Origin of the sequence: Curtobacterium sp. MCPF17_003 (genome assembly GCF_003224385.1) — a bacterium.
GTDB classification, from domain to species: Bacteria; Actinomycetota; Actinomycetes; order Actinomycetales; family Microbacteriaceae; genus Curtobacterium; species Curtobacterium flaccumfaciens.
This window is the reverse complement of the sequence record NZ_QKLC01000004.1, coordinates 181089-202250: the sequence shown is the minus strand read 5'-3', so window position 1 is coordinate 202250 and position 21162 is coordinate 181089. Positions and strand designations below refer to the sequence as shown.

The window sequence follows — 21162 nt, the reverse complement described above, 5'->3', positions numbered from 1 at the left end:
TCAGCGCGGACGCCGCGGCGCCCGTCGGCGCTTCCGGAGCGCCCGCAGCACGAAGCCGAGCAGGAGCGCGAGCACCACGAGCACGACGAGCAGCACGGCCGCGACCTTGACGAACAACGCCGCGCCGACGAAGAGCGCGATGAACACGAGCCAGACGAGGGCGTCGAGCACGAGGGGTCCGGAGGTGCGCACCCGCGGAACGATACCGACCCGCGCGGGGCGAGCCGCGCCTCCGGGCCGGGGTGCGACGGAGGACGCCGTCATCAACGGAAGACGCCGTCGTCAGCGCAGGACACCGCCCTACGAACGAGACGCCGCAGGATTCCGAGGCGTCTCGACGGGACCGCGGCGTCAACAGAACACGACGGCGTCATGCGACCACAGTCATGCGACCGGACGCGAGCCGCGCCTCCGGGCCGGGTACAGGAGCGGGGCCGTGCGGCGCGAAGCGACCACGCACGGCCCCACCCGTCACGGATACCACCCCCACAGCGGTACCCGTAGCCGACGACAGCGCTAGCGCTGTGCGTCGACGTCCTTGGCGAGCGTCCCCAGGTAGAGCTCGATGACCTTGGGGTCGTCAGCGAGTTCCTTCCCGGTGCCCGAGTACGCGTTCTTCCCCTGGTCGAGCACGTACCCACGATCGCAGATCTGCAGACAGCGTCGCGCGTTCTGCTCCACCATGATGATCGACACACCGGCCTTGTTGATCCGGCGGGTCCGCAGGAACGTCTCGTCCTGGCGCACGGGGGAGAGTCCGGCGCTCGGCTCGTCGAGCAGCAGCACCTTCGGGTCCATCATCAGCGCACGGGCCATCGCGACGGACTGCCGCTCACCACCCGAGAGCGATCCGGCCCGCTGGTTCCGCCGCTGAGCGAGGACCGGGAACAGGTCGTAGATGACCTCGAGCCGTTCGGCGAACTTCCGGGGCCGCAGGTACAGCCCCATCTGCAGGTTCTCCTCGATCGACAGCGAGGGGAACACGTTGTTCGTCTGCGGCACGAAGCCGACACCGGCCTGCACGAGCTTGTTCGCCTTGAGGTTCGTGATGTCGTCACCCTGCAGGGTCACCGAACCCTCGCGGATGGACACGAGCCCGAACAGCGCCTTGAGGAGCGTCGACTTGCCCGCACCGTTCGGCCCGATGATGCCGATGAGCTCGCCCGGGTAGCAGTCCAGGTCGCAGCCGTTCAGGATGTTCACGCCCGGCAGGTAGCCGGCGACGAGGTTCTTCGCGCTGAGCACCGGCTCGCGTTCCAGCGTGGCCGCCGGGGACGGACTGGAGGCACTGCTCGCGTTCGTGGGGTCCGTTGCGTCCGTCATCGGGTCGTCTCCTCTGCTGCGTCCTCTTCGGCGACTTCCTCCGCCAGTTCCTCGAAGGTCTCCTCGGTGAGGAGCGAGTCGTCACCCAGGTCGGTGTCGTGGTGCGCACCGAGGTAGGCGTCGATCACGGCCTGGTCGTCCATCACCGTGTCCGCCGGGCCCTCGGCGACGACCTTGCCCTCGGCCATCACGACCACCCAGTCCGAGATGTGCCGGACCATGTGCATGTCGTGCTCGACGAACAGCACGGTCATGCCGTCGTCGCGCAGGGACTGGATGTGCCCGAGGAGCGACTGGGTGAGCGCGGGGTTCACGCCGGCCATCGGCTCGTCGAGCATGATCATCGTCGGGTCGGACATCAGCGCCCGCGCCATCTCGAGCAGCTTGCGCTGCCCGCCGGACAGCGAACCGGCGTAGTCGTCCGCCTTCGTGTCGAGCTTGAACCGGGCGAGGAGGTCCTCGGCCTTGGCCGTGATCTCGCGCTCCCGCTTCGCCCACACCGGCTTGACCAGGGCGGCGAAGAAGTTCTCGCCGGGCTGGTCGCGGGCACCGAGGAGCATGTTCTGCATCACGGTGAGCCGGGACAGCGCCTTGGTCAGCTGGAAGGTGCGGACCATGCCCTTGTTCGCGATGTGCGTCGCGCTCGTCTTCTGCAGCGTGGCGCCGTCGAACTGCGTCTTCGCACCCGGGCTCGGCTTGTCGAACCCGGTGAGCAGGTTGAAGAACGTCGTCTTGCCGGCGCCGTTCGGGCCGATGAGGGCCGTGATGGAACCACGCTGGACCTCGAGGTGGTCGACGTCCACGGCGGTCATGCCCCCGAAGCGGCGGGTGACGTCGTCGACGGTGAGGATCGGGTCGGCCTTGGGGTGGCCGTAGGTCTCAGACACTGAACGTCAGCTCCTTCTTGTTGCCGAGCAACCCCTGTGGACGGAACACGATGAGCAGCATGAGCGCGACGCCGACGAGCACGTACGAGAACTGCTCCGCCTGCTGCGCGTTCATGATCGAGTCGGGGATGAAGTCGCCGGCCAGCGTGCGGATGAAGAGCCGGACGACGAAGAAGAGCACGGCTCCGAGCACCGGTCCGAACACCGTCGCCGCACCACCGAGGATGAGCGCCGTCCAGATGAAGAACGTCATCGAGCGGCCCATGGCGTCTGGTTGCACCGAACTCGGCAGCACGTAGATGATGCCCGCGATCGCACCGAGCGCCCCACCGAACACGAGCGCCTGCATCTTGTACGAGTAGACGTTCTTGCCGAGCGAGCGGACCGCGTCCTCGTCCTCGCGGATGGCCTTCACCACGCGGCCCCACGGGCTGCGCATCAGCAGGAAGAGCACCAGGGTGAACAGGGCGACCATGGCCCACGCGGCGATGCGGATCCACCAACCGTTGACGCCGTTGTTCGCGTACGTGAACCACAGGATCGTGGTGGTGCCGTCGGGCAGCGGGCTGAGGGCGGTGAACGGGTCGCGGTAGCTCGACCCGGTGATGCCGTTCGAGCCGCCCGTGGTCGAGGTGAGCAGGCTCGAGCGGCCCACCATGCGGATGATCTCGGCGCCGGAGATCGTGACGATCGCCAGGTAGTCGCCGCGCAACCGAAGGGTCGGGATGCCGAGGATGATCGCGAACACGATCGCGACGAGCAGGGCGATGAGGACCGCCATCACGAACGGCAGTCCGTTCGTGATCGAGATCGCGAAGCCGTAGGCACCGAGCAGCAGGAACGCCGCCTGGCCCATGTTCACGAGGCCGGTGAGCCCGAAGTGCACGTTCAGGCCGATCGCGGCCAGGGCGAACGCCGCCGTCGTCGGGGCGAGTGCCTCCTGGGTGAGCGAGGACAGCAGGTTGAGGATGTAGTCCATGCGCGTGCTCCCTTAGCCGATCCGCTCGGCGCGGCCGAAGATGCCCTGCGGCCGGAACAGCAGGATGAGGATGAGGATGACGAGGGCGGTGGCGTACTTGAAGTCACCGGGGAGCACCAGGTTCGTGAGCTCCACGACGACGCCGATGATCATCGAGCCGACCAGGGCGCCGTACGCGGTGCCGAGGCCACCGAGCGTGACCGAGGCGAACATGAGCAGGAGCAGCTGGAGCCCGGTCTGCCAGTTCACGCCGTTCAGGACGAGTCCGAGCATCACGCCGGAGAGCCCCGCGAGGCCGGCGGCGAGCGTCCACACGAAGCGGATCACCCGGTCGACGTCGATGCCGGAGGCCGCGGCGAGCGCCGGGTTGTCCGACACGGCGCGGGTCGCCCGGCCGAAGCGCGTCTTCGCCAGGAAGAGCCCGGTCGCGACGAGGACCACGAGCGCGATCCCCATGGCGACGTAGGACTGCACCGTCAGGGTGACGCCCGCGAACCGCACGGTCTCCGGGTTGCCCTGCTGGATGCGCACCGTCGAGGCACCGAAGAAGTACTGGAACGCGTACTGGGCGGCGATCGACAGACCGATCGTCACGATCATGAGCTGCGTCAGGCTGATGCGCCGTCGCCGGAGTGGCCGCCAGATCGCGGCGTCCTGCAGGTACCCGGTCGCGGCGCACAACAGCGTGACGACGATGCCGGTGACCCAGATGTTCCAGCCGAGCTGGTTGGCGAACACGTACGCCAGCAGGCCGCCGAGGGTGACCTGCTCACCGTGCGAGAAGCTCGACAGCCCCGTCGTGCCGTAGATGAGCGAGAGCCCGATGGACGCCAGGGCGATGAGCAGCCCGAGCCGGAGCCCCGAGGCGAACTGCTGCCAGGCCCGCTGGATGCTCACGCCCGACGAGTCCGCCGAGGTCGTGGCGCCCTTCTGGTCGGACAGCTGGAAGATCTGCCCGACGTTGGCGTTCAGGGTGGCCTGCACCTTGCGCTCGGCGTCGGCGGCGTTCGTCAGGTACTGCCCCTTCGGCAGGGTGCCCTGGTCGACGCTCACCGTGTACTCGCCGGCCGTGTCGACGCTGACCGACCAGCGGCCGTCGGCGTTCGTCGTGGCCGTCTCGTCGAAGCCGCTCGGGCCGGTCACGTCGACGTCGACGCCCTCGGCCGGTTCACGCTCGGAGTCGGTGATCGTGCCCTGGATGCACCCGTTGTCGGGGCTGACGGTGCACGCCTGGCTGGTGGCCGGTGCCGAGGTGGCACTGAAGGCCGGCAGGGTGACCGCCCAGTCGATCAGGAAGGTCGCCAGGAACGCGGCGACGAGCACGGCCGCCAGGACCGGTCGTCGTCGTGCGTGGCGGAGGCGGAACAGGCGCGGCTGCGCCCGTCCCGGAGGAGTGATGGATCCCACGGAAGAGCCTCTCGTTCGGATGACGAGGAACCTATGGGGATTTTGTGACACCCGTGTTTCCAACACGTTCCCTGTGTGATTCGTACCCGAACTGTGACGTTGTGGAGGAACGCTCCGAGGCGGGCGCGATCCGTGCCTCCAGGCGGAATGCGGCGACAGCCGCTCGCGTTACCATGTCCTATCCGGAACCCGTCGTCGTGTTCCCGGTGTCTCGACACTTCACTCGCCCACGAAGGGGACCCATGGACCAGCCGGATCCGTTCGGATTCATCGGACTCACGTACGACGACGTCATGCTGCTGCCCGGGCACACCGACGTCATCCCGAGCGAGGCGTCCACGGCGTCCCGGCTCACCAAGCGGATCTCCGTCAACGTCCCGCTGCTCTCCGCCGCGATGGACACCGTCACCGAAGCCCGCATGGCCATCGCCATGGCGCGCCAGGGCGGCATCGGGATCCTGCACCGCAACCTGTCCATCGAAGACCAGGCGGCCTACGTCGACAAGGTCAAGCGCTCCGAGTCGGGCATGATCACCAACCCGGTGACCACGACCCCGGACGCCACCGTGGCCGAGGTCGACGCGCTCTGCGGCCAGTTCCGCGTCTCCGGCCTCCCGGTCGTCGAGCAGGACGGCACCCTCGTCGGCATCATCACGAACCGCGACATGCGCTTCGTGGCCTCGTTCGAGCAGGCCACCACGTACGTGCGCGACGTCATGACGAAGGCCCCGCTGATCACCGCGATGGAGGGCATCGACCCCGAAGAGGCGATCGCCATCTTCGCGCAGCACAAGATCGAGAAGCTGCCGCTGGTCGACGCCGAGGGCAAGCTCCGCGGCCTCATCACCGTCAAGGACTTCGACAAGAGCGAGCAGTACCCGGACGCCACGAAGGACGACGAGGGCCGGCTCCGCGTCGGTGCCGCGATCGGCTTCTTCGGCGACGCCTGGCAGCGCGCCGAGGCCCTGCGTGACGCCGGCGTCGACGTGCTCGTCGTCGACACCGCCAACGGCGAGAGCGAAGGCGTGCTCGACATGGTCCGTCGCCTGAAGGCCGACCCGACGTTCGACGCGATCGACGTCATCGGCGGCAACGTCGCCACCCGCGCGGGCGCCCAGGCGCTCATCGACGCCGGTGTGGACGCCGTCAAGGTCGGTGTCGGCCCGGGCTCCATCTGCACCACGCGCGTCGTCGCCGGAGTGGGTGTGCCGCAGGTGACCGCCGTGTACGAGGCCTCCCTCGCCGCACGCGAAGCCGGTGTGCCGATCATCGCCGACGGTGGCCTGCAGTACTCGGGCGACATCGCCAAGGCCCTGGTGGCCGGTGCCGACACCGTCATGCTCGGCTCGCTGCTGGCCGGCACCGATGAGTCCCCCGGTGACCTGGTGTTCGTGAACGGCAAGCAGTTCAAGGCCTACCGCGGCATGGGGTCCCTCGGTGCCCTGCAGACCCGTGGCAAGAAGACCTCGTACTCGAAGGACCGCTACTTCCAGGCGGACGTGCCGAACGACGACAAGCTCATCCCCGAGGGCATCGAGGGCCAGGTGCCCTACCGCGGTTCGGTCGGCAACGTCGTCTACCAGCTCACCGGAGGGCTGCGGCAGTCGATGTTCTACGTCGGCGGTCGCACGATCCCCGAGCTGAAGGCCCGTGGCAAGTTCGTCCGCATCACGGCGGCGGGGCTCAAGGAGTCCCACCCGCACGACGTCCAGATGGTCGTCGAGGCGCCGAACTACCGCAGCTGAGTTCTGGTCCGGGCCGATTCTGGTCCGCAAGACGCCGTCGTGTCGTTGAGACGCCGCCGAATTCGGCGGCGTCTCAACGCTTTCCAGGCGTGGTTCGGAGACGACGGCGTCTTGCGACTCCTCCACAGCCGGAAACGGCCTGGAGGCTCTCCACCGGTCCGACGTGCGAGTCGCCTCGCGCCGTGGCCGCGTTCCAAGCTTCGGGCATGAACGCGCTCGCCCAGACCGTCCTGGTCCGTGTCCCGTCGGCCCTGCACGAACCGGTGCGCCTGTTCCACGGCGCCGCCGTCGAGCGCCCGGAGTGGGAGGCGCTCTCACTCCTGGAACGCCGGCGCCTGTTCGTCCGCGCACGGTACGGGTCCCTGGAGTCCGAGTGCGTCGTCTCGGGGACCTCGGCCGCGGCGCTCTGGGGGTTGCCCGACTTCGACGCTGCCGACTGGAGGTTGCACGTGATCGACGTCCGGCTCGACAAGACGCACACCGGTCGGGGCGTCGTCCGTCACACCGGGCGGATCCGGAACGGCGAGCGCGTCGTGGTCGACGGGATCCCGACGACGTCCCTCGAGCGGACGGTCCTCGACATCGCACGTCGGCAGTCGTTCACCCACGCCGTCGTCGTCCTCCACCACGTGCTCCGGTTCGACATGCTCCGTCGCGAAGGACTCACCGGCGCATTCGACGCCCTCGGACGCGTGCGTGGATGCCGACAGGCCGCTGCGGCGATCGCCTTCGCGCTGGCCGAATCCCCGGGGGAGTCGATCAGCCGCGTCACCGCCCATCTCCTCGGGATTCCTGCCCCGGAGTTGCAGCACGAGTTCGAGACGCCGCGCGGCAGGTTCAGAACGGACTTCTGGTGGCCCGACGCCGGCGTGATCGGGGAGTTCGACGGTCGCCTGAAGTACGACGTCCCCCGAGCCCTCTGGGACGAGAAGACCCGTGAGGACACCCTCCGTCGACTGCCGGAGGTGCACGGGTTCGCGCGGTGGACGATGCGGGAGGCCGCGGATGCACGAGCACCGGCTGCGGTGCTGTCGGCTGCTGGGCTCCCTCTGTTCCGTGCAGCGCCGATCAGCGCACGTCGCCAGCCGGACTCGTGAGCAGCGGCCGGCGGAGAGCGCAAGACGCCGTCATGTGGGTTGGACGCCGCCGAGTCCCCGAAACGCCGCCGAATTCAGCGGTGTTTCGCGAGCACCGCGGCGTCGAAGTAACACGACGGCGTCTTGACCCCGCGCCCCCCGCAGTGCTGCGTTCCGCGGCGGTAGTGTCACCGCATGGTCAGCGCCGTCTCACACACCACGATCGACTCCCGCGACGCCTACGCCCAGTCCGAGTGGTGGAAGCAGGTGCTCGGGTACGTCGACCTGCCCGACGACCCGAACGCCCCCGGGCACGAGGAGTGCGAGATCATGGCGCCCGACCGGTCGCACACGGTGCTCTTCATCCAGGTGCCCGAGGCGAAGACCGTGAAGAACCGGATCCACTTCGACCTGCGCCCCACCGACCGCACCCGCGACGAGGAGGTCGAGCGGCTCCGCGGCATCGGTGCCGTGGAGCTCGCCGACCTGCGCCACCCGGACGGCGGATGGGTGGTCTTCGCCGACCCGGAGGGCAACGAGTTCTGCGTCCTGCGGTCCCAGGCCGAACTCGACGACGAAGCCGACCAGCCGAGCTGACCGGCCCGCCGGCCGGCCTCCTGGCCGGACCGCCGGCCGGCCTCCTGACCGGACCGCCGGCCGGCCTGCTGACCGGACCGCCGGCCGAGCTCCTACGCCGAACGCCAGTCGTTCGACGTGATGTGCGAGCCGCCGTGCGGGCCCATCTGCAGCATCCCGCCGTCCACCGGCAGGGACACCCCCGTGATGTAGGACGACGCGCGTGAGGCCAGGAACGCCACGGCTGCCGCGATCTCCCACGCGTTGCCCGGACGGCCGAGCGGTACACCGGGGCGGTCGATGGTGTGCGGGTCCTCGTCCTCGGCGCCGGTCATCCGGGTGGCGATCTCACCGGGGGCGACGGCGTTCACGGTGATGCCGTGCTCGGCGAGCTCGATCGCCATGGTCTTCAGCAGGCCGCCGAGCCCGTGCTTCGCGGCGTCGTAGGCGCTCGAGCCGTAGCGGGGCTGGTGCTCGTGCACGCTCGTGATGCCGATGATCCGGCCGCCGGTGCCCGCCTGCGCCATGTGCTTCGCCGCGGCCTGCATCGTGACGAAGGCCCCGTCGAGGTCGGTCGAGACGGTGTGGCGCCACTGGTCGAGGGTCATCTCGAGGAACGGCGCGTTGTCGCCGGTGCCGGCGTCGGCCACGAAGACGTCGACGCCGCCCAGCTGGGAGACCAGGCGGTCGATGACGGCCGCCGCGCCGGCGAGGTCCGAGACGTCGATCTGCTCGACGAAGGCCTGGCGGCCGGTCTTCCGGACCTCTTCCGCGGTCTCCTCGGCCCGGTCGGGCTCGGACAGGTAGGTGATGCCGACGTCCATGCCGGCTTCGGCGAGCGCGACGGCGGTCGCACGGCCGATCCCGGATTCGGAGCCGGTGACGATGGCTTTGGTGGGCTGGAAGTCGCTCATGGGGCGGAACGTACGCCGGGCCTCCCGGACGCCCTGCCGGACCATCCGCCTGGCGCAGGTCGGGTCGCCACCCCGGCACCGTCACGAACGTGCCGATCCCTGTCCCCGCGCACAGGAACGTCACGGCTCGGTAACGAAACACCTTTGCGTACCGCCCCGTCACACGGGCGAAACACATGGACCCTACGTTTCTCGACATCCAGTGGAGGCGTCGCATTCACCCGAAGCGGCACAGCCTCCGCGCAGAGAAAGGGCTCCACGGATGATCAGAACCACCCGTGCCACCGCGGCACTGGCGTTGGCGGGCGCAGCAGCCGTCCTCCTCGCCGCGTGTTCCACCACCGGCAGTGCTTCCCCCTCGAGCTCGGCGTCGAGCGATGCGAAGAAGGATCCCGCCGCCAGCTGCAAGGCCCCGGACACCCCCGGCACGGACGCGCTGAAGATCGGCACGATCCTGCCCCTGACCGGTTCGCTGGCCTACCTCAACCCGCCGGCCGAGTCCGGTGTCGGCCTGGCCGTCAAGGACATCAACGCCGCGGGCGGCGTCCTCGACAAGGACGTCACGATCGACCCGGCGACCGACTCCGGTGACAGCAACGACATGACCGTGTCGAGCTCCGCCGCGACGAAGCTCGTCAACGCGAAGGTCCCGGTCGCGATCGGCGCCGAGTCCTCGTCCGTCACGTTGAACGTCATCGACCAGCTGACGAGCAACTGCATCGTCGAGATCTCGCCCGCGAACACCGCGTCCGACCTCTCCGGCTACTCGTCGTACTACTACCGGACCGCACCGCCGGACTCGGTGCAGGGTTCCGCGCTCGGTCAGCTCGTGACCGGTGACGGCAACGCGAAGGTCGCCTTCCTGGTCTTCAACGACACCTACGGCACCGGCCTCCGCAACTCGGTGCAGTCGGCCGTCGAGGCCTCCGGTGGCCAGGTCGTCTACGGCGGCAAGGGCGAGGGCCAGGAGTTCCCGCCCGGCCAGACCACGTTCTCGTCCGAGGTGACCGCTGCCCTGGCCGCGAAGCCCGACGCGATCGTCGTCCTCGCCTTCGACGAGACGAAGTCGATCATCCCGGAGCTCGTCTCCCAGGGGAACGAAGCGAAGATCTACATGTCCGACGGCAACACGGCGGACTACTCGAAGGACTTCGACAAGGGCACCCTCAGCGGCGCCCAGGGCACCATCCCCGGCGCCTCGCCGAAGGACGACTTCAAGAAGCAGCTCGCCGCCTTCTACAAGGACTCGTCGGGCAAGACGCTCGCCGACTACTCGTACGCGGCGGAGTCGTACGACGCCACCGTCCTCGCCGCCCTCGCCGCGGTGAAGGGCAAGGGCACCGACTCCGGCACGATCCAGGCGAACATGGCTGCCGTGTCCGGTGCTGACGGCGGCACCGAGTGCACCACGTTCAAGGAGTGCAAGACCCTCCTGGACGACGGCGAGGACATCCACTACACCGGCCCGTCCGGCATCGGCCCGTTCGACGACAACAACGACCCGTCGAGCGCCTACATCGGCATCTACAAGTTCGACGGCGACAACAAGCCCGTCTACCAGAGCGCCATCCAGGGTGCGGTGAAGAAGTAGGGCACAGCCCAGCACCGCTCGCGAAAGCGACAGTCCCCCGCGGAACCTCCGCGGGGGACTGTCGCTTTCGCTTCGGTGTCGGGGACGACCGGCAGGATGTGTCGCCTTCGCAGGACGGAGCGACGGGCGGCCTGGAGGCCCGTGGGGGCCCGGGTCAGACCGGCTCGGCCGCGGCGGGTGCGAGCGCCCGGCGACGAGACGCCCGTGCGGCGGCGAACGAGTCCGCCGTCAGCACCACGAGCGCGAGCCACACGATGCCGAAGCCGAACCAGCGGCCCGCTGACATCTCCTCGTGCTGCACCAGCACTCCGACGAGCAGCTGCATCACGGGCGCCAGGTACTGGGTCAGGCCGAGGGTCGACAGGCTCACCCGACGGGCCGACGACGCGAAGAGCAGCAGCGGCACCGCGGTCGCCGGCCCGGTCAGCACGGTGATGACCACGTGTCCCCAGCCCTCGCTCGTGAACGTCACCCCGCCGCCGAGCCCGGTCGCCCCGAGCACCACCAGCGCCACGACTGCGATCGGCAGCAGCCACACGGTCTCGAGTGTCAGGCCGCTCAGGGCGTCCACGGTGCCGCCGACGCGCTTCTTCACCAGGCCGTACAGCCCGAACGAGAACGCCAGGGCCAGCGAGATCCACGGCATCTGCCCGTACCCGATGGCGATGACGACGACGGCGACGACGCTCAGCCCGACGGCGGTCCACTGCGCCGGACGCAGGCGTTCACGCAGGACCACGACGCCGAGCGCGATCGTGACGAGCGGGTTGATGAAGTAGCCGAGCGCGGCCTCGACGGTGTGGCCGGTGGTCGTCGCGAGGACGTAGACGGTCCAGTTGACCAGGATCAGGACGGCGGCGAGCCCCATCACGAGCATCACGCGGCGCTGGGCCATCAGGGTGCGGGTGCGGAGCCACGACCGGGTGACGGCGATCGCGACCGCGCAGAACACCAGGCCGAAGACGATCCGCCACGACACGATCTCGAACGCCGCCGCGGGGGCCATGGCCGCGAACAGCAGGGGCATCAGACCCCAGAGCCCGTACGCCACGATGGCCTGCACCACGCCGACGGATGCCTCGCTGCGGACAGGTCGCGCGGGACTCGGTTCACTCACGGAACCATCCTAGGAACGACCGCCGACCCGTGGGACGCGCGCCGGGCCTCCAGGCGGGCTGATCAGGACCGGAATGCCCGGGTGACGGGCCCCGGAAACACGTCACGCCCCGTCGGCCCGAAGGCCGGACGGGGCGTGACGTGTCGAGTACTCGACTCAGTGAACGATGACCGCGAGGACATCGCGGGCCGACAGGACCAGCAGGTCCTCGCCCGAGTACTTGACCTCGGTTCCGCCGTACTTGGAGTAGATGACCTTGTCACCCACGGCGACGTCGAGCGGGACGCGGTTGCCGTTGTCGTCGATGCGACCCGGACCCACGGCGACGACCTCGCCCTCCTGGGGCTTCTCCTTCGCGGTGTCGGGGATGACCAGACCGGAAGCGGTGGTCTGCTCCGCCTCGACCTGGCGGATGACGATGCGATCCTCGAGCGGCTTGATGCTGACGGCCACGGTGACCTCTTCTTTCTCGGTACGGACTCGGTACAGATGAAAACCGGGTTGGCACTTCGCACAGGAGAGTGCCAACGCCAACTCTAGGGGGCCTCTGGCACTCGGTCAATCCGAGTGCCAGCAGATCCGGAGAACACGCAGCACCTGCGAGGATCGACGCATGGACGCCGCCGAACTCACCGCACTGCTGACCTCCGACGGGATGGCCCTGCTCGACCGTACCCCCGGGGTCTCCGACGGCGGCGAGATCGTCCGCGTGGTGTCCCGGCTGCGCGCCGAGGGCCACGATCCCCGGCTCGTCGCGGCCGTCCTCACCCAGGCGAAGCTGCGGCTGAAGGCCCGCGGCAAGTTCGGCGACTTCGCGTCCCGCATGCTCTTCACCGAGGCCGGGCTCGAGCAGGCCACCCGGCTGCAGGTCGCGGCCCAGCACGCGGGACGCTTCGCCGCGGCCGGGCTGACCCGTGTCGCCGACCTCGGCTGCGGCATCGGCGGGGACGCCATGGCGATGGCGGCGCTCGACCTCGACGTCACCGCCGTCGATCGCGACGAGGTGACCGCGGCCGTCGCGACCCACAACCTGGCGGTCTGGCCGAACGCGCGGGTGGAACTCGGTGATGCCGCGTCCTTCGACCTGTCCTCGGTGGACGGCGTGTGGATGGACCCCGCACGACGCACCTCCGGCCACTCGGACACCCGCCGGCTCGCCGACCCGGACGACTGGTCGCCCTCGCTCGACACCGTGTTCGCCGCGGCGACGACGACGCCGACCGGCGTGAAGCTCGGTCCGGGCATCGACCGCGACCTGATCCCGGACACCGCCGAGGCGCAGTGGACCTCCGTCGACCGCGAGGTCGTGGAGCTCGCCCTGTGGTTCGGCCCCCTCGCCCGCCCCGGGATCCGCCGCGCTGCCACCGTCATCGGCGCACACGGCATCGCCGAGATGACCGGAGCGGCCGACGCCGATGACGCCGAGGTCGGACCGCTCGGCGCCCACCTGTACGAGCCCGACGGCGCCGTGATCCGCGCACGGCTGATCGGCGACCTGGCACGCAGCCTCGACGGGCACATGCTGTCCGACGGCATCGCCTACGTCACGTCCGACCGCGCCGTCACGACCCCCTTCGCGCAGGGCTTCCGGGTGCTCGACACGATGCCGCTCGACGTCAAGCGACTGGCTGCGCGGCTCGCCGCCGACAGCATCGGCACCGTCGAGATCAAGAAGCGCGGCGTCGACGTCGACCCCGCCCAGTTCCGCAAGCGGCTGCGGTTGCGCGGGTCGGGTCGGGTCACGCTCGTGCTCACCCGCCTGGAGGGACGCCACACGGCGATCCTGTGCGAGCGGCTCACCGACACGGTCGGCTGACGGCCGGGGGCCGCGCGGTGCTCCGTCAGCGTCAGTTGACGAAGGCGCCGGAGCTCGAGCTGTAGTCGGAGTAGTCCGAGTAGTCCGACGCGTTCGCGATCGAGATCCACACCAGGGCGACGATCAGGATGAACAGGCCCGTCAGGATCCAGCCACCGATGATGCCGGCGAGCGCGAGGCCACGGCCGCCCTCACCGCTCTGCTTGATCTTGCCGAGGGCGATGTGGCCCATGATCGCGCCGGCCGGGCTCGTCAGAATGATGATCGGCCAGATGATGATGCCGCCGAACGCGAAGACGATCGACAGGATCGACAGGACGTTCGTCTTCGGGCGCTGCGCGTAGGGCTGGTAGGTGTACGGGTTCGACGCGTAGGGCTGCTGCTGACCGTACGGGTTCTGCTGCTGACCGTACGGGTTCTGCGGGGCGCCGTAGGCATTCTGCTGCTGCTGAGCCGCGTACGGGTTCTGCTGCTGTGCGTACGGGTTCGACTGGGACTGCGGTGCCGCGTACGGGTCCTGCTGCTGCGGCTGACCGTACGGGTTCGACTGCTGCGGCGCCGCGTACGGGTTCTGCTGCTGCGGAGCGCCGTACGGGTTCTGCGGCTGCTGCGGCGCCGCGTACGGGTCCTGCTGCTGGCCGTACGGGTGCTGGGGCGCTTCCGGGGCCGACGGGGCCTGCGGTGCGTCAGGAGCCTGCGGGGCGTCCGGGGCGGGCGTGCCGTCGGGCTGTCCGTTCACTGGTCCGTTCGGCGTCTCGCCCGGCTTCGGCCACTCGTTCTGATCGGACACCGTCCACCCCTCTCGGCGTCCGGTCTCTCCGACGCCAGGTTGAATCCTCCCACAGGCTCCCGAAGAAGGACCGGGGCAGAACTGGTCAGACCTGGACGGTCGTCACAGGCAGGGTCGAGTCCGCGGCGATGCCGAGGGCGCTCGGCGCGCGCCCCTCGGCGACCAGACGGGCTCCGACGGCGGCGATCATCGCGCCGTTGTCGGTGCACAGGTCGAACGGCGGGATCCGCAGCCGCACGCCCGCCGCCGCGCAACGCTCCTCGGCGACCTGGCGCAGTCGGGCGTTCGCGACGACCCCTCCACCGAGCAGCAGGCGGTCGACGCCGGTGTCGCGGCACGCGTTCAGGGCCTTGGTCAGCAGGACGTCGACCACGGCCTCGCGGAAGCTCGCGGCGACGTCGGCCACCGGCACCTCGCGGCCCTCGTCGCGGCAGCGCTCGCCCCACCGTGCGACAGCGGTCTTGAGCCCCGAGAACGAGAAGTCGTACCGGTGCGCGGCCATGTCCTTCGGCAGCGTCAGTCCCCGGGGGAACCGGATCGCCGCCGGGTCACCATCGGCCGCGGCTCGGTCGATCTGGGGGCCGCCGGGGTAGGGCAGCCCGAGCAGCCGCGCGACCTTGTCGAACGCCTCGCCCGCCGCGTCGTCGATCGTCTCGCCGAGCAGTTCGACGTCGCCGACCAGGTCCCGCACCAGCAGCAGCGACGTGTGGCCACCGGAGACCAGCAGCGCGATCGTCGGCAGCTCGATCTCGCTGCCGTCCTCACGCAGCACGTCGGCGCCGACGTGCCCGACCAGGTGGTTCACGCCGTACAGGGGCTTGCCGGTGGCCACGGCGAGCGCCTTCGCAGCGCCCACCCCGACCATGAGCGCCCCCGCCAGGCCCGGCCCGGCGGTGACCGCGACCGCGTCGAGTTCGTCGAGGGTGACGCCGGCGCGGTCGAGCGCCTCGTGCAGCGTCGGTGTCATCGCCTCCAGGTGGGCCCGTGCGGCGACCTCGGGCACGACCCCGCCGTACCGCGCGTGCTCGTCCATGCTCGAGGCGATCACGTTCGCCAGCAGGGTGCTCCCCCGCACGATGCCGACGCCGGTCTCGTCGCAGCTCGTCTCGATGCCGAGCACCAGTGGTTCAGTCGCGCTCACCGAGGGCCTCCTGTCCGATGGGTCCGACGTCCGACGACCGCTCGGCGTCCGGGCCGGGCAGTTCCGCCCGCATCACCCACGCGTCGACGCCGTCCGGTTGGTAGTAGCGCGGCCGGGTCGCGATGTGCTCGAACCCGAACGCCGTGTACATCGCCTGCGCCACGGGGTTGTCCGCGCGCACCTCGAGGAACACCTCGCGCACACCGCGGCGCCGGGCCTCGTCGAGCAGCTCCGTGAACAGGACCCGCCCGAGCCCCTTGCCGCGCTGGTCCGCGGCGACGGCGATGGTCTGCACGTCGGCCACCGGGTTGCCCGCGAGCGACGAGAGCCCGGCGTACCCGACGACCTGCGGCGCGGAGGCGTCGTCGACCGTCTCGATCACGACGTAGTACCCGTGCGGTGAGTACAGCTCGCCCGACATCTGGGACGCCGACCAGGCGTCCGTCGGGAACGAGACGTGCTCGAGCCACATGATGTCGTCGAGGTCCTGCGGGTGTGCTCGCCGCAGGCGGAGCCCGTCCGGCAGGGTCACTGCTTCACCCGCTTCGGCGCACCCGGCACCGTGACGTCGGGATCGCGCAGGTACAGGGGCGTGTCCTGGTCGAACGCCGCACCGGACGCGAGCCGGTCCGCGGCGAGCGAGCCGAGCCTCCAGGCCGGGATGGACGCGACCGTCAGGCGGCCCCAGCCCACCGCTTCGGGCCGGGAGGCACGGATCGCGTCGTCGAGATCGGCGGGCTTGGCGAGTCCGGGGCCGGCCACGCGGACGCCGTCGGCGTCGTAGGCGCTCCAGTAGACCTCGCGGCGTCGGGCGTCCGTGAGGACGACGAACGGCCCGTCGATGCCCGAGTCGCGCTGGTCGAGGGCCACGGCGTCGTGGCTGACGAGGGGCAGGACGGGGACGCCGCGGGCTGCGGCGAAGGTGCGGGCGGCGGCGATGCCGACTCGCAGGCCGGTGAAGGGGCCGGGGCCCATGCCGGCGACGACGCCGGTGACGTCGGCTCCGCTGATGCCGGCGTCGGCGAGGGTCTCGGCGAGGAACGGGCCGATCACCTCGGCATGCCGGCGGCTGTCCTCGGTGTCGCGGGTCGCGAGGGCCACGCCGGTGGCCGGGTCGACGACGGCGACGGAGGTCCCGGCGGAGGTGTCGATCGCGAGCAGCACCCGTCCATCGTAGGCGGCTGCGACGGGCCGGACCGGCGGTCGGGCTACTCGAACCGGACCGTGCCCGTCGTCGAGGCCTCGGATGCATCCTGGAGGTGACGCAAGCGTGAACGGATCGCGCCGTCCTGACGACGCAGGACGACGGCGACGTCAGGTACCGACATCCCGGCTGCGAGCATCGCCTCCAACCCGGCATCCTCCTGCGGTGTCCACGGCGCGTAAGCGGCGGGTCGATCCAGCCGGGCGGCATCGACCTGCGGGTTGCCGGTCGGTGCCGCGCGCACCGTCATCGGCGAAGACACGTCGTCGGTACCCGTCGTCGTGACACCCGTCACCGACGGACCTTGCTCCGGATCGGTCGCCCTCACTGCCAAGCGGGCGACCGCCGTGAAGGGGTGGCGTGCCGCGACCACACCCGCGGACGACCGGAACACCAGCTCGGCGCCGTCGCGGTCGACGGTGCTGACCTCGAGATCGCTGAAGCCCCCGTTGTCGAAGACGATGCGCATCGCTCCCCCGTTCGCGCTGACCAGACCTGCTGCGAGGGTATCGGTCACTGCCCGTGCCGGTCGACGACCGCACGACGGACGGCGTCCACGGCGGCGGTGACCGCTCGCCCACGCGCCGAGGCGTCGTCGGACTCCGAGTCGTGCACGAACGCGGTGACGCCACGCCGAGCCCCGCAGAAGTCGACGATCCCGTGCACGACCTGCGTTCGGAGGGCCTCGCCGTACCCGTGCCGCTCGTACACGCCGGCGTCGTCACCCGCGATCGGGACCAGGTGGACGGTCAACCGTCCGAGGTTCCGGCGCATCGCGCCCTCGGCCTCGACGTCGAACGCCCACCCGTTCACGAACACCCGGTCCACCCACCCCTTGAGCAGCGCCGGCATCGACCACCACCAGACCGGGAACACGAGCACCAGGTCGGTTGCACGGTCGATCCGCTGCTGCTCGGCCACGATGTCGGGCGGGGCGACCGCCCCGGTCCGGTACGTCTGCCGGTCAGCCAGCGTGAACCGTGGGTCGAACCCTTCGTCGGCGAGGTCGGCGAGTTCTGCGGAACCCGACGGCAGCGCGTCGCGCAGCCGATGCGCGACGTGGTGCGTGAGCGACTCGGGGTCGGGGTGGGCGGTCACGATGAGCGTCTGCACACCTCATCTTCTCGAGGGTCCCTGGGCGGCGGCGGGATGGTCAGCCGGAAGTCTGCTCCCGGGCCCATGCGACCTCGTGGTCCAACTGCCCGGTCCGACGGAACAGGCGGACCTGGTGCGTGTCCGGCAGCACGGCAGCCAGTGCCTGTCGGTCGGCGGGCGTGAAGCCGAGCGACTGTCAGAACGGACAACGGACCGGAGCGACGCGAGAACGGCCGCACCGTCGGCTCGTCGAGGCCAGCGAGGGTCAGGTCCGCCCCGACGAGGAACGCACGGAGCGCCTCCACGTCGCCCGCGTCGACGGGCTGCAGGGTCAGAGGGCCGCGCCTTCCCAACGCGGGCCGATGGCGGTCACGACGACACGGCGGGGCTCGTCGGGCACGTCGTCCGGGTCCGTGTCGTGAGCGGCTGCGTCGTCGGCACCGGTGGTACGCGTGATCTCGACGTCGAGCACGCTGTCGCTGATGCCGTCGACCATGCCGCGACCCCACTCGACGACGACGATGGCGGCGTCCCAGTCGAGGTCGAGGTCGTCGAGCTCGACCGGGTCGGACAGGCGGTAGGCGTCGACGTGCACCAGGTCCGGGCCAGCGGTCGTCGGGTGCGTCCGGGCGAGGACGAAGGTCGGGCTGGACACCTGGCCGCGCGCGCCGAGTGCAGCCCCGAGCCCGCGCGTCAGGGTCGTCTTGCCGGCACCGAGCGGTCCGGTCAGCACGACGAGGTCCCCCGCGTGCAGCACCGCGGCCAACCGGGCGCCGAGCTCCCCCATCGCCTCGGTGCCGTCGACGGTGGTGTCGAGCAGGACGTGCGCCGACTCGGTCACGGCCGCTCGCCCCGCAGGTACTCCCCGACCCGTCCCTCGATGTCGTGGCCCTCATAGGACCGGGGCACACGGCTGCCGATCCGGCAGACGATCTCCTCGCCGATGGTCTCGAGCGCCGCGCCCCACTCGAGCACGGTCATCTCGTCGTGCTCGCCGGTGCCGAACAGCACGACGGTGTCACCGGTCTGCACGTCGTCCTCGCCGACGTCCACCAGGAACTGGTCCATCGCGACGCGGCCGGCGATCGGGTAGCGCTTGCCGCCGATCGCGACCTGGATGCGGCCCTGCGCCAGACGCGGGACCCCGTCGGCGTACCCGACGGGCACGAGGGCCAGGGTCGTCTCGGTCGCGGTGCGGTACGTGTAGTCGTAGGAGACGCCGGTGTCGACGGGGACGCGCTTCGTCTTCGCGACCGACGCGGTCAGGGTCATCACCGGCTCGAGGCCGAGGTCGGCCGCCGAGACGCCGTCGGCTCCGGGGATGCCGAACAGGTTCGCACCCATCCGGACCATGTCCTTCCGGAACTCCTTGCGCTCCAGCCCCGCGAGCGACGCGGCGACGTGCTCCATCGGGACGTCGAGCCCCAGGTCCTCGGCGATCTCGATCGCGGCGTCGAACACGGCGACCGCGGCGCTGTCCTCGTGGTCGGACGCCTCGGCCAGGTGCGTGTACGCGGCGACGACCTCGATGCGGCCGTTCCGCTGGGCGTCCCGGGCGAGCTCGACGAGCGTCGGCCAGTCCGCCGGGGTCGCGCCGTCGCGGTGCAGGCCGGAGTCGACGCCGAGGTGCACCCGGGCCGGTCGCTGGTCGACGGCGTCGATGATGCGCCGCAGCTCGGCGACGTTCGAGACGCCGAGGTCGACGGCCGAGTCGATGGCGTCACGGAAGTCCAGGTCGGGGTCGTGCTGCCAGGTGAACAGGTGGACGTCCTCGCCGACGCCGATCGCGCGCAGGCGCAGGGCGGCGGACACCGTCAGCACACCGATCCAGCGGATCCCGGCGTCGACGGCGGCGAGCGCGATCGGCTCGAGGCCGTGCCCGTACGCGTCGGCCTTCATGATCGCCATCACGGCGACCGGGTCCATCCACTCGCGGACACGGTCGAGGTTGGCACGGTAGGCGTCGAGGTCGATGCGCGCCTGACGCAGCGGTGCGGAGCTCACGTCGTCCTCCGTTCCACGCTGCGGCCGATCCGGGCGACCACCTCGTAGTTGATCGTGCCGATGGCGTCGGCCCAGTCCTCGACGGCGGGGTCGCCGTTCGCGGGGTCGCCCCACAGCACCGCCTCGTCGCCGACCTGGACGTCGGCGTCGCCGATGTCGACGTGCATGGCGTTCATCGCGACGCGTCCGACCACCGGGAACGTCCGGTCGCCGATCCGCACCGAGACCCGGTTGCCGAAGTCGCGGTCGAAGCCGTCCGCGTAGCCCAGGCCGATCACGGCGAGACGGGTGTCCGTCTCGGCGCGCCAGGTGTAGCCGTAGGAGACGCCGTCGCCCGCAGCGACCGGCACGGTGCGGAGCACGGCGGCGGTGACCCGCATCGCCGGGCGCAGCCCCAGGTCGGCCGAGGTGCGACCGTCGAAGGGGCTCAGTCCGTACAGGGCGAGTCCGACGCGGGACAGGTCGTGGCGGGTCTCCGGTACGGCGATGCTCGCGGCACTCGCGGCGAGGTGCACCACGTCCGGCACGATGCCGTTCGCGGCCAGGCCGTCCAGCGCCCGCTGCAGTGCGGCGTCCTGGTCGAGGTCGTCGGTGCGCGACGCGTTCGACAGGTGGGACATGAGCCCCTCGACCCGGGTGCGGTTGCCGGCTCGGGCCAGGGCGCCGGCGGTCGCGAAGAGCTCGGCCCACTCGGACTCGACCGCACCGTTGCGGCTCAGGCCGGTGTCGACGCACAGGTGCACGGCGCGGACGTCGGAGTCGGCTGCTGCGGAGAGCTGCTCGACGCTCGACACCGCGGGCGTGACGTCGAACTGGGCGGCGCGGCGGAAGTCCTCGTCGGGGGCGTGCAGCCACGCGAGGATCCGCACCCCCTCGTCGATGCCGCCCTGACGGAGCGCGACGGCCTCGTCGATGTCGGCGACCCCGAGCCACTCGGCCCCGGCGTCGACGAAGGCCTGCGCGGCGTCGAGGGCCCCGTGGCCGTAGGCGTTCGCCTTGACCACCGCGATGACCCCGGCCGGGGCGACCCGGTCGGCGATGGTCGCGTAGTTCTCGATCAGGGCTCCGCGATCGAGCGTGATGCCGGTGAACGCACTCACTGGATCGTTCCTTCCAGGACCACGTCTGTTCCTTCCAGGACCACGAACGCGGTCGCGATCCCTCCATCATGCGAGAGCGACAGGTGCACGCTCGTCACGCCACGCGCGTCCGCCACCTGCCGGGCGCCCTGGTGCAGGGTGAGCGACGGGTTCCGCTGGTCGTCGGACACGACCTCGAGGTCCTGCCAGCTCAGCCCGGCACTCGACCCGAAGGCCTTGATCAGGGCTTCCTTCGCCGCGAACCGTGCGGCGAGGGACGCGATCGGCCGGGGCTCGCCGTCACGGATCTGCTCGGACGGCGTGAACAGCCGCGCCCGCATCGCCGGTGTGCGCTCCAGCACCCGTTCGAACCGCTCCAGGTCGACCACGTCGACCCCGATCCCGATGATCACCGTCG

23 protein-coding genes are annotated in these 21162 nt (G+C 70.5%); 5 read left to right on the top strand and 18 right to left on the bottom strand.

The genetic code is table 11. The features are described from left to right. From DEJ30_RS06355 to DEJ30_RS06335, 5 genes are all read right to left on the bottom strand, one after another. Complete coding sequence (locus DEJ30_RS06355; protein ID WP_110859530.1) at positions 1-192, bottom strand: hypothetical protein; 192 nt, start codon at positions 190-192, stop codon at positions 1-3. Between the two features lie 324 nt (positions 193-516). Then, complete coding sequence (locus DEJ30_RS06350; protein ID WP_027466696.1) at positions 517-1323, bottom strand: ABC transporter ATP-binding protein; 807 nt, start codon at positions 1321-1323, stop codon at positions 517-519. Beyond that, a complete protein-coding gene (locus DEJ30_RS06345) occupies positions 1320-2210 on the bottom strand; it encodes an ABC transporter ATP-binding protein (protein ID WP_110859529.1) in 891 nt (296 codons plus the stop codon). The genes DEJ30_RS06350 and DEJ30_RS06345 overlap by 4 nt, the downstream gene beginning before the upstream one ends. Beyond that, entirely contained in the window at positions 2203-3189 is a 987-nt protein-coding gene (locus tag DEJ30_RS06340) for a branched-chain amino acid ABC transporter permease (protein ID WP_027466698.1), read from the bottom strand. The genes DEJ30_RS06345 and DEJ30_RS06340 overlap by 8 nt, the downstream gene beginning before the upstream one ends. 12 nt (positions 3190-3201) lie before the next feature. Further along, complete coding sequence (locus DEJ30_RS06335; RefSeq protein WP_110859528.1) at positions 3202-4512, bottom strand: branched-chain amino acid ABC transporter permease; 1311 nt, start codon at positions 4510-4512, stop codon at positions 3202-3204. A gap of 326 nt (positions 4513-4838) precedes the next feature. Between DEJ30_RS06335 and guaB the strand changes: the two genes are divergently transcribed. The 3 genes from guaB (at position 4839) to DEJ30_RS06320 (ending at position 8014) form a co-directional block, all read left to right on the top strand. After that, complete coding sequence (guaB, locus tag DEJ30_RS06330) at positions 4839-6341, top strand: IMP dehydrogenase (RefSeq protein WP_110859527.1); 1503 nt, start codon at positions 4839-4841, stop codon at positions 6339-6341. A 182-nt stretch (positions 6342-6523) separates the two neighbouring features. Then, positions 6524-7438 (top strand): hypothetical protein, encoded by a 915-nt coding sequence (locus DEJ30_RS06325; RefSeq protein WP_220032932.1) that lies wholly within the window; start codon positions 6524-6526, stop codon positions 7436-7438. A 174-nt stretch (positions 7439-7612) separates the two neighbouring features. Continuing rightward, entirely contained in the window at positions 7613-8014 is a 402-nt protein-coding gene (locus tag DEJ30_RS06320; RefSeq protein ID WP_110859525.1) for a VOC family protein, read from the top strand. A 92-nt stretch (positions 8015-8106) separates the two neighbouring features. Here the strand turns inward: DEJ30_RS06320 and DEJ30_RS06315 are convergent, their stop codons facing one another. After that, positions 8107-8907 (bottom strand): SDR family oxidoreductase, encoded by an 801-nt coding sequence (locus DEJ30_RS06315; protein ID WP_110859524.1) that lies wholly within the window; start codon positions 8905-8907, stop codon positions 8107-8109. Positions 8908-9169: 262 nt separating this feature from the next. Here DEJ30_RS06315 and DEJ30_RS06310 point away from each other — a divergent pair, with 262 nt between their 5' ends. Further along, the gene (locus DEJ30_RS06310; RefSeq protein WP_110859523.1) at positions 9170-10498 is read left to right on the top strand and encodes an ABC transporter substrate-binding protein; all 1329 of its coding nucleotides are present in this window, start codon (positions 9170-9172) and stop codon (positions 10496-10498) included. Between the two features lie 154 nt (positions 10499-10652). Here DEJ30_RS06310 and rarD read toward each other — a convergent pair whose 3' ends face one another. Together rarD and groES are read right to left on the bottom strand one after the other, a co-directional pair. After that, positions 10653-11615: an EamA family transporter RarD gene (rarD, locus tag DEJ30_RS06305; protein WP_181420022.1), complete on the bottom strand. Its 963-nt coding sequence runs from the start codon at positions 11613-11615 to the stop codon at positions 10653-10655. 156 nt (positions 11616-11771) lie between these two features. Beyond that, complete coding sequence (groES, locus tag DEJ30_RS06300) at positions 11772-12068, bottom strand: co-chaperone GroES (protein ID WP_017885484.1); 297 nt, start codon at positions 12066-12068, stop codon at positions 11772-11774. 160 nt (positions 12069-12228) lie between these two features. Between groES and DEJ30_RS06295 the strand changes: the two genes are divergently transcribed. Beyond that, positions 12229-13431: a class I SAM-dependent methyltransferase gene (locus DEJ30_RS06295; protein WP_110859521.1), complete on the top strand. Its 1203-nt coding sequence runs from the start codon at positions 12229-12231 to the stop codon at positions 13429-13431. A gap of 31 nt (positions 13432-13462) precedes the next feature. Here DEJ30_RS06295 and DEJ30_RS06290 read toward each other — a convergent pair whose 3' ends face one another. The 10 genes from DEJ30_RS06290 to DEJ30_RS06240 all read right to left on the bottom strand — a co-directional run bounded on the left by DEJ30_RS06290 (position 13463) and on the right by DEJ30_RS06240 (position 21157). Then, a complete protein-coding gene (locus DEJ30_RS06290; RefSeq protein ID WP_146238510.1) occupies positions 13463-14221 on the bottom strand; it encodes a DUF4190 domain-containing protein in 759 nt (252 codons plus the stop codon). 85 nt (positions 14222-14306) lie between these two features. After that, a complete protein-coding gene (gene tsaD, locus DEJ30_RS06285) occupies positions 14307-15362 on the bottom strand; it encodes a tRNA (adenosine(37)-N6)-threonylcarbamoyltransferase complex transferase subunit TsaD (protein ID WP_110859519.1) in 1056 nt (351 codons plus the stop codon). Continuing rightward, a complete protein-coding gene (gene rimI, locus DEJ30_RS06280; RefSeq protein WP_181420021.1) occupies positions 15349-15894 on the bottom strand; it encodes a ribosomal protein S18-alanine N-acetyltransferase in 546 nt (181 codons plus the stop codon). Before rimI ends, tsaD begins: the two co-directional genes overlap by 14 nt. Next, positions 15891-16526, bottom strand: coding sequence for a tRNA (adenosine(37)-N6)-threonylcarbamoyltransferase complex dimerization subunit type 1 TsaB (tsaB, locus tag DEJ30_RS06275; RefSeq protein WP_110859518.1), 636 nt, complete (start codon positions 16524-16526; stop codon positions 15891-15893). The genes rimI and tsaB overlap by 4 nt, the downstream gene beginning before the upstream one ends. 44 nt (positions 16527-16570) lie before the next feature. Next, a complete protein-coding gene (locus DEJ30_RS06270) occupies positions 16571-17035 on the bottom strand; it encodes a hypothetical protein (RefSeq protein ID WP_110859517.1) in 465 nt (154 codons plus the stop codon). 44 nt (positions 17036-17079) lie between these two features. Then, the gene (locus DEJ30_RS06265; protein ID WP_110859516.1) at positions 17080-17679 is read right to left on the bottom strand and encodes an NAD(P)H-dependent oxidoreductase; all 600 of its coding nucleotides are present in this window, start codon (positions 17677-17679) and stop codon (positions 17080-17082) included. Positions 17680-17992: 313 nt separating this feature from the next. Next, positions 17993-18502 (bottom strand): tRNA (adenosine(37)-N6)-threonylcarbamoyltransferase complex ATPase subunit type 1 TsaE, encoded by a 510-nt coding sequence (gene tsaE / locus DEJ30_RS06255; protein ID WP_220032931.1) that lies wholly within the window; start codon positions 18500-18502, stop codon positions 17993-17995. Beyond that, positions 18499-19665, bottom strand: a complete 1167-nt coding sequence (gene alr, locus DEJ30_RS06250) for an alanine racemase (protein ID WP_181420020.1) — start codon at positions 19663-19665, stop codon at positions 18499-18501. The genes tsaE and alr (DEJ30_RS06250) overlap by 4 nt, the downstream gene beginning before the upstream one ends. Then, positions 19662-20765, bottom strand: a complete 1104-nt coding sequence (alr, locus tag DEJ30_RS06245; protein ID WP_110859514.1) for an alanine racemase — start codon at positions 20763-20765, stop codon at positions 19662-19664. The genes alr (DEJ30_RS06250) and alr (DEJ30_RS06245) overlap by 4 nt, the downstream gene beginning before the upstream one ends. Further along, the gene (locus DEJ30_RS06240; RefSeq protein WP_110859513.1) at positions 20762-21157 is read right to left on the bottom strand and encodes a holo-ACP synthase; all 396 of its coding nucleotides are present in this window, start codon (positions 21155-21157) and stop codon (positions 20762-20764) included. Before DEJ30_RS06240 ends, alr (DEJ30_RS06245) begins: the two co-directional genes overlap by 4 nt. Positions 21158-21162 lie beyond the last annotated feature (5 nt).